This is a genomic window from Saccharothrix ecbatanensis, assembly GCF_014205015.1.
In the GTDB taxonomy this organism is placed as follows: Bacteria; Actinomycetota; Actinomycetes; order Mycobacteriales; family Pseudonocardiaceae; genus Actinosynnema; species Actinosynnema ecbatanense.
Window position 1 is genome coordinate 728814 of the sequence record NZ_JACHMO010000001.1, and the last position, 15249, is coordinate 744062.

A 15249-nucleotide genomic window follows, 5' to 3' on the forward strand; every position below is an offset into this window, starting at 1 on the left:
TCGGGCTCAGGCGGGGACGAGTTCGCAGTTCGTCAACGTCACCCGGTCACCCAGGTCCTGGCCGACGTAGTAGCCGGACGAGACCAGGATGCTGCGGTAGACGGCTCCCGCGGGGCCCCGCCAGTAGTCGTTATACAACTTGCCGTCCACGATGGCGAACCGCGACGTGTACGCCGACGCCCGGTAGTACCAGCCCGTTGCCTTGAGGCAGAGGTGGTTCCCGTCTTCCTTGATCAGCCACTTCGCCCAGCCCCGGCCGTCCACGTCCTGCAACTGGAACTGGCAAGCGCCACCGATGCCGCCCATGACGACGTAGTCCCAGAAGGACTGGGTCGCATTGGACCCCAGCGGCGAGAGGTACCCGACGACGTCTTCACCGGACTCGTTGAGGTAGTTGGCCTTGAGGTAGTACCAGGTGTCGGGGCCCGGCGTCTCCACCACGCCGTCGGGCAACGGGAGGGGAGGGCCATCAGGGGTGAACGGCTGGTCGTTCTCGGACGGGGATCTGGACGGATCCGCCATGGATCTCACCCTTTCGATTCTGGGATGAGTAAGGGGGTGACAGTCACAGCAGACTGCTCGCGAATCACACCCAGAGGCAACAGTCGGCCACCCTTATCACTCCTTAGTGGCGGAATCCCTTGTCCCGAATTCTAGCCGGACAGACCGTTGGTGTTACGCTAATCACTATAGCTTCAGTGTTAACCAAAAGTTGTTGCCCGCTAAGCGTTGGCGCGACGGAGGCGTTCGGCGGCCTGTTCGCGGACGGCGTTGCAGGACAACGGGGTGTTGCCGTGGACGGCTTCCCAGCGGGCGTTGTGGGCTGCCAGCCACAAGCCGGCCGCCCACGCGATCTCCCGCTCCTCCGCGGTGAACCGGCGTCCGCGGAAATCCTGATAGCCGACGAGGAACGCGGCGGAGCTCTCGATCGGGGCCAGGGTCGGCGGGGTGGCGTTGGCGAACGATCCGCACGCCGCACCCACCAGTGCCGCCTCCGGCAGCCACGCCAAGCTGTCCCAGTCGTGCACCGCCCACACGTCCTCGCCGTGCCATCGGAGGTTCTGGGCTTCGAAGTCGCCGTGGCCAAGGACGCGTGGCAAATCGGTGGCCAGCAAGCGTTTGCGGGCACGGTGGGCCGTGTCGACGACGTACTCGGGCACGGCGCGCTGGTCCCGGTCGTCCAGCACGCTGATCGCCGGCCACAACCCTGAACCCGTGTGGTCCCAACGTATCCAGCGCGGATTCGGCAGTGGCGGCGGAAGGGCCACGTCGGCCAGTTCGGCCATCAACCAGCCGAACACCTCCGCGTAGCGCACGGCGACGTCCGGCGAGTCGCCGCGCAGCAGTTCACCGCCGGGTCGGAACTCCTCGGCGTGCACGGCCAGCACACCGACGTCGACTGCGGGCGTGAGGGGTCGGGCGCACGGAAACCCCCGTTCCGCCAACCTCGCCTGCGCGGCGACACACGACGCGGCCCGTCCGTCGTCGTTCCGCGCCTTCACCACGACGTCCCGTCCACCGGCCAACCGCAGCCCGAACACCTCCGACATCTGCCGCAGTTCGAACAGCACGCTGACCGGTTCGTCCCCCAAGTGGTCCACGCACCAGGCCCGTAGCCAGTCCGGCAGAGCATCCAACGGCATGGTGACGACTGTGCCATGGGTGGGCCGGCGCGGCGTTGTGTCAGTCGGCGGCTTGGCGCGGGAGGTCGCCGTAGCGCAGTCCGTTCATGAGGAGGGTGAGCAGGCGGTCGGCTCAGCGCGTGGATGGGCGCACATGCTCGCGTGGCCTTCGTCCTGAACGACGCGCCGTGGGCGTTGGAACACGAGCTCATCAAGCGGGAGACCCTTCCGCTGAACATCGCCGGGAACGCCCACAGTCCTTACTGCACAGCGCTTCGTGCGCTTCATGACGAACACAAGACGCGAGCACGCGGCCTGCCCATCGTGCCGTGAGCCCCGTAGCCCGGATCGGGCGTCGGGCGGTGAAGTGTCAGCGGGATGTGGCCAGTAACTCGGGTAGTAGCGACGCATGCACGACAACTTCCCGGCTGTTCGGTCACACCACAACTCCGTCCGCCGGCTCGAAGTCGAGGAGGCAGCGTTCGTCGGTCAGGATGGTCACGGTGTCGAGGGTCAGTCCGTGTGACGCGGCGAGCGTGCGGAACTCTTCGGTCCGGCGCTCGCGGCCGCCGTAGTGCGCGAGCATGACCAGGTCCATCTCGGTGTCGGCCCGAAGACCTCCGACCGCTTCGACCACGAGAACGCGCCCGGACGGTCGGGCGGCCTCGACGCAACGGGCCAGGATGCGGTGCGCGTGCTCGTCGTCCCAGTCGTGGAGGATGTCGAACAGCAAGTACGCGTCCGCCCCTGCCGGGAGTGGGTCGAAGAAGCTTCCCGCGGTCACTTCGGTTCGGTCGTCAAGACCATGAGCGCTGAAGGTCTTCCTGGCCACGGCGGCAGTCGCTTCGAGGTCGACCAAATGCCCGTGCATTCGAGGGTGGGCGGTCAGGATCGCGGCGAGTGGGGTGCCGTGGCCGCCGCCGACGTCGACGATGGTGCGGAACCGGGACCAGTCGAAGCCGGCCACGACCTGCGGCAGCTGTTCGCGGATCCGCTGGGTCATCTGCCGGTCGAACGTCTCGCGGAGGTGTGGGTGGTCGGTGAGGTCGGCCCAGAAGTCCTGGCCGTAACGGAGTGGGTAGGCCGCCTCGCCGGTGGCGATGCTGTGGGCGAGGTCGAAGAAGGACAGTTCGGCGCGGCCGGCGGCGGACTCGATGTGCAGGAGGTTGGCCAGGCCGTTGCCGGCGTCGGCGCGGAGGTTTCCTCCGTACTCGGTGGTCCGGTAGCCGGTGGACGTCCGTTCGACTATGCCGAGGGTGGTCAGGTGGCCGAGCAGCAGGTCGAGCCCGACCGGTGAGACGTCGAGTTCGGCCGCGAGTCGACTGGCGTCGGCGCCGTCTCCGAGGAGCCGGTCCGGCAGGCCCAGGGTCACCGCGACCCGCAAGGCCATCGGCGTCGCCAACCCGGCCATTCGGCGGATCTTGTCCACATCGGTGTCGTTTCGCACGAAGATTCACTGTGGCATGGGTGTCAATCGACAGGGTCTAAGGTGGCCGCGTGGAATCCCGCGAGGCCGTGGACCGGCAGGTGAAGTTCGGCACGGCACGACTGGCGCCGGCCCCGTACCACCCGACCGGCTGGGTCCTCATGGTCGACGGCGCCGCTCAGTCCTATGTGGACCTGGCTGACCCGACGTACCTGCACATTCCCTACATCGAGTGGTTCGGCCGGGTACTGGACCTGCACTGGCCCGCCGGCGAACCGGTATCGGCCATCCAGGTCGGCGGAGGGGGTTTCACGATCGCGCGGTACCTGGCCGCGACCCGCCCGGGTTCGCCCCAGACGGTCTACGAACTGGACGGCCCACTGGTCGACCTCGTGCGCTCGCACCTGGACCTGGACTCGATCGCGGACCTCCAGGTGCGCGTGGAGGACGGCGAGGCGGGAATCGAGCGCACGCCCGACGCCACCGCCGACGTGGTGGTCATGGACGCCACGCGGGCGGGCTTCGTGGCCGTCCACCTGGCCGCCGTCGAGTTCCTGCGCGAGATCGCCAGGGTCCTCCGCCCCGGCGGCCTCTACCTGGGCAACATGTGGTGCGAGCCGGACATGACCCTGGCACTGCGCGCCGTGGCCGCCCTTACCGAGGTGTTCCCGCACGTCGCGCTCCTCGCCAAGGCGGGCTTGCTCCTGGGCAAGTCCGCAGGCAACGTCGCCCTGGTCGCCTCCGACCGCGAGCTGCCACACCAAGCCCTCACCACGGGGCCGGAGGCCGCCGGCAACCGCGTGTTCTGCCTCTCGGCCGGCCAACTGGCGGAGTTTCGCGGTGTCGCGCCTCCGCTGACGGCCGACCACCCGGCGGAGGCGGTCACCCCTGTGACCCGCTGGACCCGGTAATCCCAGGGGTCTTCCTCAGGCGGTCAGGCGGTCAGGCGGACGACAGGTCGGCCGGTGCCGCGTTGGGCCGGACGGGTGGCTTTTGGTCATCTTCGGGACGTGCGCACCCGCCTCCGGAAGGATCGCCTTCCAGGTTCTCCGCTGGAGGGGCTCATGGATCGATCGTTGCCGGACATCGAGCGCATGGTCGACGACTGGGAGCGCAACGCCGCCGAGAAAGCGGCCCGCTACCAGGCGATGAGCCAGGAAGTGCAGCAGGTCTCCATAACCGGATCGGCGGCCGACGGGGCCGTCATGGTGACCGTCGGCGCGAACGGCATCCCCACCGCCGTCACGATGACGTCGAAGGTGCGCCAGCTGGAGCCCGAACGGATCGCCGCCGCGGTGATGGAGGCGATGCGGCAGGCGCAGTCCCGGTACCCGGAGCGGCTGGCGGAGATCATGTCGCAGACGGTCGGGGACGACTCCACCACCCGCCACCTGCTGACCGAGGCGCGGGCGAACTTCCCCGATCCCGAGCCCGACGCCGATCCGGGGGCGGCGCGGCAGCCTAGACCTGCCCGCGACCCCGAGGATCCCGACGACTTCAGCAACTCCAGCTTCATGGACGGTGGTCGCTGATGGCCGGCGGTTACGACGTCCTCGTCGACGAACTCGACGCGCACGCCCGCAAGGTCGACGGGTTCGCCGAGCGCCTCCGCGCGGCGGCCGACGCGGCCCGGCAGGTGACCATGAACAACGACGCCTACGGCGTGATCTGCCAGCCGTTCGCCGCGATGCTCCAGCCGTTCGAGGAGATGGGCGTGAACGCCCTGAGCAAGGGTGTCGAGGCGATCGCCGACACGGCCGAGCGGATGCGCAAGACCTCCGAGTCCTACGGTGAGCAGGAAAGCTCGGAAGCCGCTCGGTTCGGCGGCGTGTCGTGAACAACCCGTTGGTAGCGCAGGCCCAGTCCGACACCACGGCCGTCACCGGCATCGGGATCCTCGAAGCGTCCCAAGGGCTGGCTTCCGGCGTGGCCGGCGGTGACTGGGTCGCGGCCGGGCTCGGCGGTGTCGGCGTCGGCCTCGAAGTGCTGAGCATGGTGGTGGACCCGATCGGCACGCTCGCCTCCTACGGCGTGTCGTGGTTGATCGAGCACGTCCAGCCGCTGAAGGAGGCGCTGGACTGGCTCGCGGGCGACCCGCCGGTCATCCGCTCGTTCAGCGAGACCTGGGCGAACGTGGCCGCCGAGGTGGCGAGCGTCGCGCAGGACTACGGCAACGAGGCCAAGACCGGCACGGCCGGCTGGACCGGGTCAGCCGCCGACGCCTACCGCTCGCACTCGGCGCAGGTCGCGGACGCGGTGGCGGGGGCAGGCGCGCTCGCCGAGGGCATCTCCGCCGGTGTGATGATCATGGGCGAGGTCGTCGCGTTCGTCCGCGAGATGGTCCGCGACATCGTCGCCGAGCTGATCGGCCGGCTCATCGCGTGGGCGCTGGAGCTCGCCGCCACGCTCGGCCTCGCCACGCCGGTGGTCGTCACCCAGGCGGTGACCGCGATCTCGCGCGTGGTCAACAAGATCGGCGACCTGATCCGCAAGCTGGTCAAGACCATCGGCAACGTCGCGCCGCGCATCCGCAAGGTCATCGACAAGCTCGACGAGATCATGGCCAAGCTGGCGAAGCTGATGCGCAAGGGCGACGGCTCGACCACCCCGAGCGGCTCGACCAGCCCCGGCGGCTCGACCACCCCGAGCGGCACCACCAGCCCTAGTGGCACCACGAGCCCGAGCGGCACGACCAGTCCCAGCGGCACCACGTCGCCGTCCGGGGCGGACGGCCCGTCCACCCACCCGTCGGGCACGGACACCCCCAGCGGCCGGAGCCCCAACGGCACCGACCCGGGCGGCTCCACCAGCCCGTCCACGACTCCGGGTGACGGCACGCTGACCAGCCCCAACGGCAAACCCGACGCCACCAACCCGAAGGGCGACAACCCCAAGGGCGACACCGACGGCGGCGGTCAGCGCTCGGAGGGCAACGGCGGCTGCGACGGCAAGGGCGGCGACCCGGTCGACGTCGTGTCCGGCCAGATGATCACCTCCAAGGTCGACCTCGCGCTGCCCGGCCTGCTGCCGCTGACCGTGAACCGCGCCTACGCCTCGGACTACCGCGACGGACGCCTCCTCGGCCCCGGCTGGTCCTCCACGCTCGACCAGCGACTCGAAGTGACCGACGACGGCGTCCGGTACGTCGGCGACGACGCGCAGGTGCTGACGTACCCGAAGCCGGGGGAGGAGCCGGCGCTGCCGCGGCACGGCGCGCAGTGGCCGCTCACCCACGACGCCGAGACCGACACCTACCGCGTCGAGGACCCGGAATCCGGCTGGGTGCGGCACTTCGCGCCCAACTCCGGCGAACCGGGAACCCGGCCGATCACCGCCCTGACCGACCGTGACGGCCACGAGGTCGCCTACACCCGCGACCCGTCGGGACTGCCGCTCGCGGTCCGCCACTCCGGCGGCTACTACGTCGCCGTCGACATCGTGGAAGGGCCGGCGGGCCCGCGCCTGTCCGGCTTACGGTTGATCGACCGGCAGGGCCAGGGCGTGACGGTCGTGTCCTACCTCTACGACGACCGCGGCCGGCTGACCGGCATCGTCAACTCCAGCGGCCTGCCGTACCGCTACGAGTACGACGACACCGACCGCATCACCGCGTGGGTCGACCGCAACGACTTCCGCTACGAGTACGAGTACCGCGCGGACGGCCGGGTGGTGCGCGGGCGCAGCGACGGCGGCTACCTCGACGCGACGTTCCAGTACGACCTGGCGAACCGCGTCACGGCGGTCACCAACAGCCTCGGGCACGTCACGCGCTACCACTACGACGCGCACAACCACATCACGAGGGTGGTCGACCCGCTCGGCAACGAGGAGCTGACCGAGTACGACCGCCTGCACCGCCTGCTGTCGCGCACCGACGCGCTCGGCAACACCACCCGGTACGTGCGCGACGACGCAGGCGAGGTCGTCCGGGTGGAGCACCCCGACGGCACGGTCACGTCCGTCGAGTACGACGAGCGGTGGCGGCTGCCGACCCGGATCGTCCAGCCCGGCGACGTCCAGTGGCGGCACACCTACTCCGACACCGGCGCGGTGCTGACGACCACGGACCCGGTGGGCGCCGTGACCACGTCCGAACTCGACGCGCACGGCCACCTCGTGGCGACCGTCGGGCCGGACGGCGTGCGCTCGACGTTCACCAGCGACGGCACGGGGCGGCCGACGTCGGCCACCACCCCGACCGGCGCGACCACCCGGTACGAGGTGGACGGGTTCGGCCGGCTCGTCGCCACCACCGGGTCGGACGGCGCCGTCACCCGGTACGGCTGGACCACCGAGGGCAGGCTCGTCTGGCAGCTCACGCCGGACGGCGCCCGCCAGGACCTCTCCTACGACCCCGAGGGCAACCTGCTCGTCAGCCGTTCCGGCGACGGCGCGGTCACCACGTTCGAAGTGGGGCCGTTCAACCTGCCGGTGGCGCGCACCGGGTCGGACGGCATCCGCTACACGTTCGACTACGACACCGAGCTGCGGCTGGTCCGGGTGACCAACCCGCTCGGCCTCACCTGGGACTACGAGTACGACCCGGCCGGCAACCTGGTCCGCGAGAGCGACTTCACCGGTCGTGAGGTGACGTACCGCTACGACGCCGCCGGCCGCCAGGTAAGCCGGGCCGAAGCCGCCGCCGCGCTGGAGCTGGTGCGCGACAGCCGCGGTCGGATCCTCGTGCAGCGCATGGCGGGCGAGCGGCCGGTCGAGTTCGAGTACGACCGGGCCGGGTACCTGCGCCGGGCGGGCGACGGCGTCACCGAGGTCGTCTACGAGCGCGACGCGCTGGGCCGTCCCGTGGTGGAAGCGGTCGACGGCCGGGCGGTGCGCAGCGAGTACGACCTGCTCGGCCGCCGGGTCCGCCGCACCACGCCGTCGGGCGTGCAGACCACGTGGCAGTACGCGCCGACGCGGCAGCCGGTGGCACTGGTCGGCACGGCGGGCGCGCTGCACTTCGAGTACGACGCCGCCGGCCGGGAAGTGACCCGCCGCCTCGGGCCACGCGCCGCGTTGACCCAGACGTACGACGCGTCGGGCCGCCTCGCCGCGCAGAGCGTGTGGGCGCACCCGTCACCCGACCCGACCACGCCGGACGTGCCCGCCAACCACTACGTGCCGGTGCAGCAACGGACCTACCGCTACCGCGCGGACGGCGTGACCACCGCGGTCGGCGACCGGCTGCGCGGTGACCGCGTGTACGACCTCACCCCGGCGGGCCGCGTCGCCGGCGTCACCGGTGCGACATGGCGCGAGCAGTACGCCTACGACGCACTGGGCAACCTTGCGGCCACCCAACCCGCGACGCCGTCCGACACGGCGGGCCCGCGCGTGCTCGACGGCCTCCTGCTGCGCGGCGCCGGGCGCAGCAGCTACGAGTACGACGACGCCGGCCGCCTGGTCCGGCAGATCCGACGCACCCTGTCCGGGCAGCAGCGGGTGTGGACGTACCGGTGGAACGGCCACCACCAGCTCGTCGGCGCGACCACACCGGACGGCGCGAGCTGGCGGTACGTCTACGACCCGTTCGGCCGGCGGGTCGCCAAGCAGCGGCTGGACGAGCACGGCGCGGTGCTGGACGAGACGGTGTTCACCTGGGACGGCGCGCAACTCGCCGAGCAGCGGCACACCAGCGCCGGCCGGGTGACCGCGACGTCGTGGGACTACCGCAGCGGCGAACCGCTCACCCAGACCAGCCGGTCGTGGCTCGCCGACGCGCCCGCCGAGGTGATCGACACCAGGTTCCACGCGATCGTGTCCGACCTGGTCGGCACGCCCACCGAGCTGGTCGGGCCGGACGGCCGCGTCGCCTGGTACCGCACGGAGAGCCTGTGGGGCGAGGAACTGGGGCTGTACTCGCGCGGCGACGCCGACTGCCCGCTCCGGTTCCCCGGCCAGTACCACGACCGCGAGACCGGGCTGCACTACAACTTCCACCGCTACTACGACCCCGCGACCGCCCGCTACCTCAGCCCCGACCCGGTAGGGCTGCGGCCGTCCGCGAACCACTACACCTACGTCGCCAACCCGCTCGTGGTCTGCGACCCGTTCGGCCTCGCCGGCTACCGGGGCCCGAACGGCCAGTACGCCGTCGACCCCAACGCGCCGCCGAGCAGCACCCACAACCGCAGCACCGAGTACCCGCACACCTACTGGGACTCCACCCACGACACGATGGCCACCAACTGGACCCGGGAGGGGCAGGCGCTGGGCTCGCGGCCGGTCGACGCGAGCGGCGTCCCCATCCCGCGCGACCAGCTGACCTGGGTGGACGCGAACGGCACCACGATCCCGTTCGACCAGCTCACCTACGACCACAACCCGGCGGTCGTGCAGCACTGGAACCAGGAAGGCTACGATCAGTCCGCCTCCCAGCGGGAGGCCTGGTACAACCAGACCGACGACATGGAAGCCATGACGAGGAGCGAGAACTCCCGGCGCGGCGCCCTGTTGACGGAGCGGTACAGCGACACACCACCCGGGCCGAACTACTCCTGCACCTGACAAAAAAGACGAGACGCCCTCGGAGGACGGAACGTGGACCTGGCGGCGACCTTCGCGGCAATCCCCGGAGCCGTTCCGGTCGACGGGGTGCCCGATGCCTGGTTCTGGACGCACGCGCCGAAGTTCGGCAACACCGCCGTCCTCAGCCGCGACGGCAAGCACGCTTTCCAGTGCTACGCGCACAACTCGTACGACGAGGGCCTGGCGCGCGCGGTCGTCACGTTCGCGCGGGAGCACGACTCCGAGCTGATCGCGCCGCCCGAGCGTCCGCTGGTCGTGGTGGAGGGCTTCGCGCACGAGGGTTTCGGCTTCGACATGGTGGTCGCCGTCAGCCCGACCGTGCACAAGTACCAGGCGGACAAGCCCGAGGTGCACGCGGTGACCAGGGCGGTGTTCCCCGCGTACCGCTGCGAGTTCTCCGGCGCGGAGACCGAGGAAGACGCGGCGTACCGCTACACGCGCGCGGCCGGCGCGCAGCCGACCAGGTGGGACCGGGAACCCAACCCGTACCTGAAGATGCGCCACCGTGCGGCGTCCGGGCGGGAGATCCCGGAACGGGGCTTCATCAACCCGTCCAGGATCGTCAAGGAGTTCGCCGACCTGCCGGTGCGCGCGGACGGGTTCGTGGAGTTCGAGAACTACGAGCAGCGGGTGTGGCTGGTGACGTGGGAGGACGCCTACGTCGTCGCCTCGGAGGGTTCGGAGGGTTCGGAGCCGGCGCGGCTGGACTTCGACGTCCTGGTCGAGTTCACCAAGCAAGCCCTCTACGGCCCCAACCGCGCCTCGGGCGAGTCTGCGATCACCAAGCCCTGAGCCGCCGGTCTCGTCGCGGTCGAGTGAGCCCCAGCGTCGTGCCGTGTGGCACCGCGTGACGTCCTCGAAAAAAATCGGTCGAGAAATGTCGAGGGGGATGTCGAGAACCCGGACGCGGCTCCGTCTCTGAAGCGAACACGGTCACAGCGGCCGTACCGCACCAAGGAGAACATCATGGCCAAGTACCTGCTGCTCAAGCACTACCGCGGCGCGCCGGCGGCGGTCAACGACGTGCCGATGGACCAGTGGACGCCGGAGGAGGTCACGGCCCACGTGCAGTACATGCGCGACTTCGCCGACCGGCTGGAGACGACTGGCGAGTACGTCGACGGGCAGGCCCTCTCCCCGGAGGGCACGTTCGTCCGCTCCGACGGCGAGGGGCGTCCGCCGATCACCGACGGTCCGTTCGCGGAGACCAAGGACCTGATCGCCGGCTGGATGGTGATCGACGTCGACAGCTACGAGCGGGCGGTCGAGCTGGCCGGCGAGCTGTCCGCGGCTCCGGGCGCGGGCGGCAAGCCGATCCACGAGTGGCTGGAGCTGCGCCCGTTCCTGCACGCGCCGCCGACCATCACGGAGTGACACACGTGGACGAGGCCCTGCTGAGGACCCTCACCCCCACTGTGATCGGCATCCTCGTCCGCCGCGGAGCAGACTTCGCGGCGGCCGAGGATGCCGTGCAGGACGCCCTGGTCGAGGCGGTGCGGGTGTGGCCGGACGACCCGCCGCGCGACCCCAAGGGCTGGCTGGTCACCGTGGCCTGGCGCAAGTACCTCGACGCCGTCCGTGCCGACACCACCCGACGGCACCGCGAGGTGCGCGTCGAGAGCGAGCCCGTGCCCGTGCCCGGCGAGTGCGCGGCGGTGGACGACACGCTCCAGCTGTACTTCCTGTGCGCGCACCCGTCCCTGACGCCGGCGTCGGCCGTCGCGCTCACGTTGCGCGCGGTCGGCGGGCTGACCACGCGGCAGATCGCGCAGGCCTACCTCGTGCCCGAGACGACCATGGCGCAGCGGATCAGCCGGGCCAAGCGGACCGTCTCGGGCGTCCGGTTCACCCAGTCAGGTGACGTGGCCACCGTGCTGCGGGTCCTCTACCTGGTCTTCAACGAGGGCTACTCCGGTGACGTAGACCTCGCCGCCGAGGCGATCCGGCTCACCCGCCAGCTGGCGGCCAAGACCGACGACGAAGAGGTCTCGGGCCTGCTCGCGCTCATGCTGCTCCACCACGCACGGCGTCCGGCGCGGACCAGCCCGAAAGGCAGGCTCGTCCCACTAGCCGAGCAGGACCGGGGCCTGTGGGACACGCGCATGATCACCGAGGGCGTCGACGTGCTCCAGACGGCGCTTACCCGTGACCGACTGGGCGAGTTCCAGGCCCAGGCCGCCATCGCCGCGCTCCACGCAGATGCGCAGACGGCGGCGGAGACGGACTGGGTGCAGATCGTCGAGTGGTACGACGAGCTGGTGCGCCTCACGGACAGCCCGGTGGCCCGACTCAACCGGGCCGTCGCGGTGGGGGAGGCCGATGGCGCGCGGGCCGGTTTGGCGGCGTTGGCGGGACTCGACCCCGCACTGCCCCGCTACACGGCTGTCGAGGCGTACCTGCGCGAGCGTGACGGCGACCCGGTCACGGCGGCACGGCTGTACGCCGAAGCCGCCCGGTCGGCGCCCAGCCTCGCCGAATGCGAGCACCTCACGCGGCAGGCCGCCCGGCTCAACGCGGAGCTGCGCGGGTGAACGACGTGGCGGCGACCGGATCGGACTGCCCGGCCTGGGGCGCTGCTCCGGACGCTGCTCCGGACGCTGCCGTGGGTGCCGCTCCGATCGCTGCCGTGGATGCGGCCCCGGACGCTGCTCCGGACGCTGCTCCGGACGCTGCCCCAGGCGTCGCGGCCCCGTACCATCTACCGCGCCGTGCCGTCTACACCACCCCGCGACCGCGCGTCCGAACCGGCCCGGCACCCTTGCTACCGGCCCTAGTCGTATCCGCGCGGGGTTTCACCCGCTCTGCACCGAGGATCGACACGTGACACTTCCCTACCCTCCCGACGACGACCACGCCGCCGACCGCTTCGTCAACAACGCGCTGCGCAGCCGCGACGCCGAGACCTGGCGGCTCCTGGCCTCCGACGCCTACGTCGAGCAGACCGACCGCGTGCTGCGCGCGATGCTGGACCGGATCGCGGCCACGCGCGTGCACCGCACGGCCGAGCGCGCCACCGCCCGCGCCCGCGCACTGGACGGGGAGATCACCCAGTCCGAGTACCAGCGTGACGCGGCCGAGGACGCCACCAAGGCCACCAAAGCCGCCCACTTCGAGACGTTGGTGCGCGAGCACCACCGCCTGATCGCCGCCGCCGTGCGTCGGCTGCGTGGCGACGACGTGCGCGACGAGCTGACGGACCTGGTGCTCGCCCTCGCGTCCGCCATCGACGCCCACCGGACCGCCGTCCTCGCCGACGACTTCGAGCCCACCGCGACCGACCAGGCGTTGTGGGCGCGGCTGACCGAGCTGGACATGCCGGGCACGGACGGCGAGGGGCGCACGTCGGTGGAAGAGCTGGTCAAGCGCCACGCGGCGCGGCAGGACGACCTCGGGCACGTGCTGGCCGGGATCATCCTGGACGTGGCGGGCGACGCGCCGTCGGTCCCGCGCGCCGAGCTGCTGACCGAGTGGAAGAAGACGGTCGCGCCGACGCTGCCCCCCGAGGAGAAGAACGAGTTCGCGTCCAAGGGCAAGGGCTCGCTGGTGACCGAGAAGCTCCGCAAGACCATGGGCCACCTGGAACGCAAGGGCCTGGTCAAACGCTCGCAGGACGCGCAGCGACTCGACATCCTCGACCGGCCCGGCCTGGTGGAACTGGCCGACCGCGAGGCGCCGTAAGCCCCCGGACACGAACTACGCCGCTCCCGTTTTCCGCTTCGCGGCGGACAGCGTCGCGGAGCCGAGCGCGGCCTCCAGCTGCTCCCACCGCGTGACCAGGTCCGACATCATGAGCATCATGACGTCGGGGAAGGCGTAGAGGAAGCTCTGGTACCGGTAGTGGTCCAGGTAGAACACCACGACGTCGTCGCCGACCGCCGTGACCGACGCGGTGCGGGCGTTGAAGAACAGGTCGTAGTGGCCGAGCACGGTGCCGCGTCCCAGGACCGCGCGTTCGTAGATGCCGCCGAAGTCGACCTCGACCTCACCGCGAGCGACGAGGAACACGCCGTGCGCCACATCGTCCTCACGGCAGATCGAATCGCCCGCGCTGAACGGGATCTCGTCGAACATCGAGGCCAGCGTCTCCATCTCGGAGTCGACCAGCGAGCCGAACAGCCGCACCCCGTGCGGGTCGACGCTCTCCCGCAGGCACGCCACCCGCTCGCTCAACTCGCGCTCGGTGATGTGCGTCATCCGCAACCGCACGAAGCGCAGCATCCGGTCGGTGTTGCGCGTCTGCCGGCGGGAGGTCCCGGCGCTCGGCGGGGTGTAGACGGCCGAGTTCCCGCTGATCCGCGCGGCTTCGCGCCGGCCGGACTCGTAGGCGCTGTGCACGCAGCCCCAGTGGTAGGGGTTGGTGCCCTCACCGGCGAAGAACAGCCGGTCGCCGACCGGTTCGGCGAGCGCGCCGATGTCCTTCGAGGACGCGTCGACGCCGATGCACGTGTACGAGCCCCGCGCGAAGGGGTCGGCGGACCACGCGGTGCGTGAGACGTGTTCGGGCGCGGGCGCGTCGGCGCCGAACATGTCCTTCACGATCGTGGTGGCGTAGGTGGAGACGTCCTCGTCCGACCAGGTCTCCATCTCACGGCCGAGCGAGGCGCCCAGCAGCATCACCAGGATCGGCTTGCCGTGGGACTTCCACATGCTGATGACGACCGTGGGGTAGCGGTCGGTGTCGCGGCACAGGTAGCCGAAGACGTACTGGTCCGTCGGCCAGAAGGGCTCGTCGTAGTGCAGGGCGATCTTGTTGAGGGTGCCGAACCCCAGCCGTGCGATCGCCGACCGCTTGGCCTCGGGCAGCGGCGGGTCGAAGCGCACCGACTCGGCCTTGAGCACACCGAGCGGCAGGGTCACCAGCACCTTGTCCGCCTCGAAGAGACCCTGGTCGGTCGTGACCCGCACCGGCCCGTCGCCGCTGTCGATCCGCGTGACCACGTGGCGCAACCTGACGTCCAGGCCTTCGGCGAGGGCGTCCACCACCGAGTGGTAGCCCTGGTGCAGGATGCTGTCGCCGTAGCCGTAGACCAGGTAGCCGTCCTCCCAGAACTTCAGGGACAGGTTGTCCGCGTCCTCGGCGACGTCCTCGCGCAGGATCACGTTGAGGTGGTAGCGGACCGCCTGTTCGTCGTCGGGGGACAGCCGGCGGTCGGCGAGGATCTGGCGGATGGCCGCGCCGAGCGGGATGTCCGGCTGCTCGCCCTTGCGTGCGGTCTCGGCCCGGTGTTCGAGCTCGTGCAGCACGTCGTCGGCCAGTTCCAGGGTGCGGCTCTTGCGGCGGTGGTTCGCCAGGCGGTGGTCCGCGCCGAACATGTCCAGGCTGTCGAAGCCGCCGGTGTAGGCGCTGTCGCCGCCCACGTAGCTGTACGGGATGCCCAGGTCCTCGACCAGCTCGGTGATCGGATTGCCGTCCGTGCCGTGGATCCAGTGCGCGCCCAGGTCGACCCCGTGCTCGTCGGTCCAGATCCGCCCGCCGACGCGGTCGCGCGCCTCCAAGACGGTCACGGCGTGGCCGAGTTCGCGCAGTGCCCGCGCCGCAGCCAGACCCGCCATCCCGGCTCCCACGATCAGGACGCTGGGTGGCCGGTCCGAGCCGGCTCTTCCGGACATCGTCCGATTGTCCGGCAGTCGACGCCCGCTCGGACAGCCCCGGATCGTGTGGTTGCGGCCGAC

General features: G+C 70.7%; 12 protein-coding genes and 1 pseudogene. 9 read left to right on the top strand and 4 right to left on the bottom strand.

The genetic code is table 11. The annotated features are described in order from the left end of the window. Positions 1-6 precede the first annotated feature (6 nt). A complete protein-coding gene (locus tag F4560_RS03335; RefSeq protein WP_184916050.1) occupies positions 7-522 on the bottom strand; it encodes a hypothetical protein in 516 nt (171 codons plus the stop codon). Positions 523-722: 200 nt separating this feature from the next. Beyond that, entirely contained in the window at positions 723-1643 is a 921-nt protein-coding gene (locus tag F4560_RS03340) for a phosphotransferase (RefSeq protein ID WP_184916053.1), read from the bottom strand. Between the two features lie 120 nt (positions 1644-1763). On the opposite strand from F4560_RS03340, the pseudogene F4560_RS46465 reads away from it, so the two are divergent. Then, positions 1764-1955 (top strand): annotated as a pseudogene (locus tag F4560_RS46465) (GIY-YIG nuclease family protein); the annotation flags it as partial. Positions 1956-2058: 103 nt separating this feature from the next. On the opposite strand, the gene F4560_RS03345 reads toward F4560_RS46465, so the two are convergent. Then, the gene (locus tag F4560_RS03345) at positions 2059-3033 is read right to left on the bottom strand and encodes a methyltransferase (protein ID WP_184928871.1); all 975 of its coding nucleotides are present in this window, start codon (positions 3031-3033) and stop codon (positions 2059-2061) included. Positions 3034-3119: 86 nt separating this feature from the next. Between F4560_RS03345 and F4560_RS03350 the strand changes: the two genes are divergently transcribed. The 8 genes from F4560_RS03350 to F4560_RS03385 all read left to right on the top strand — a co-directional run bounded on the left by F4560_RS03350 (position 3120) and on the right by F4560_RS03385 (position 13254). Next, positions 3120-3959, top strand: coding sequence for a spermidine synthase (locus tag F4560_RS03350; RefSeq protein ID WP_184916056.1), 840 nt, complete (start codon positions 3120-3122; stop codon positions 3957-3959). A 153-nt stretch (positions 3960-4112) separates the two neighbouring features. Continuing rightward, a complete protein-coding gene (locus tag F4560_RS03355) occupies positions 4113-4580 on the top strand; it encodes a YbaB/EbfC family nucleoid-associated protein (RefSeq protein ID WP_184916060.1) in 468 nt (155 codons plus the stop codon). Beyond that, positions 4580-4885 (top strand): type VII secretion target, encoded by a 306-nt coding sequence (locus tag F4560_RS03360; protein ID WP_184916062.1) that lies wholly within the window; start codon positions 4580-4582, stop codon positions 4883-4885. Before F4560_RS03355 ends, F4560_RS03360 begins: the two co-directional genes overlap by 1 nt. After that, on the top strand, positions 4882-9555 hold the full coding sequence (locus tag F4560_RS03365; protein ID WP_184916065.1) for a DUF6531 domain-containing protein: 4674 nt from the start codon (positions 4882-4884) through the stop codon (positions 9553-9555). The genes F4560_RS03360 and F4560_RS03365 overlap by 4 nt, the downstream gene beginning before the upstream one ends. 33 nt (positions 9556-9588) lie before the next feature. Then, positions 9589-10368, top strand: coding sequence for a hypothetical protein (locus tag F4560_RS03370; protein ID WP_184916068.1), 780 nt, complete (start codon positions 9589-9591; stop codon positions 10366-10368). Between the two features lie 174 nt (positions 10369-10542). Next, on the top strand, positions 10543-10950 hold the full coding sequence (locus F4560_RS03375) for a YciI family protein (RefSeq protein ID WP_184916071.1): 408 nt from the start codon (positions 10543-10545) through the stop codon (positions 10948-10950). A 5-nt stretch (positions 10951-10955) separates the two neighbouring features. Continuing rightward, on the top strand, positions 10956-12107 hold the full coding sequence (locus tag F4560_RS03380) for an RNA polymerase sigma factor (RefSeq protein ID WP_184928872.1): 1152 nt from the start codon (positions 10956-10958) through the stop codon (positions 12105-12107). 289 nt (positions 12108-12396) lie between these two features. Further along, positions 12397-13254: a hypothetical protein gene (locus F4560_RS03385; protein ID WP_184916074.1), complete on the top strand. Its 858-nt coding sequence runs from the start codon at positions 12397-12399 to the stop codon at positions 13252-13254. A 15-nt stretch (positions 13255-13269) separates the two neighbouring features. Here the strand turns inward: F4560_RS03385 and F4560_RS03390 are convergent, their stop codons facing one another. Beyond that, the gene (locus F4560_RS03390; protein WP_184916077.1) at positions 13270-15186 is read right to left on the bottom strand and encodes an FAD-dependent oxidoreductase; all 1917 of its coding nucleotides are present in this window, start codon (positions 15184-15186) and stop codon (positions 13270-13272) included. Between the last annotated feature and the right edge of the window lie 63 nt (positions 15187-15249).

Bases quoted from the DNA above. Each gene is read 5' to 3' on its own strand.
- F4560_RS03345 (WP_184928871.1), bottom strand. From the start codon at position 3,033: ATGGCCGGGTTGGCGACGCCGATGGCCTTGCGGGTCGCGGTGACCCTG.
- F4560_RS03335 (WP_184916050.1), bottom strand. From the start codon at position 522: ATGGCGGATCCGTCCAGATCCCCGTCCGAGAACGACCAGCCGTTCACC.
- F4560_RS03390 (WP_184916077.1), bottom strand. From the start codon at position 15,186: ATGTCCGGAAGAGCCGGCTCGGACCGGCCACCCAGCGTCCTGATCGTG.
- F4560_RS03375 (WP_184916071.1), top strand. From the start codon at position 10,543: ATGGCCAAGTACCTGCTGCTCAAGCACTACCGCGGCGCGCCGGCGGCG.
- F4560_RS03340 (WP_184916053.1), bottom strand. From the start codon at position 1,643: ATGCCGTTGGATGCTCTGCCGGACTGGCTACGGGCCTGGTGCGTGGAC.
- F4560_RS03355 (WP_184916060.1), top strand. From the start codon at position 4,113: ATGGATCGATCGTTGCCGGACATCGAGCGCATGGTCGACGACTGGGAG.
- F4560_RS03360 (WP_184916062.1), top strand. From the start codon at position 4,580: ATGGCCGGCGGTTACGACGTCCTCGTCGACGAACTCGACGCGCACGCC.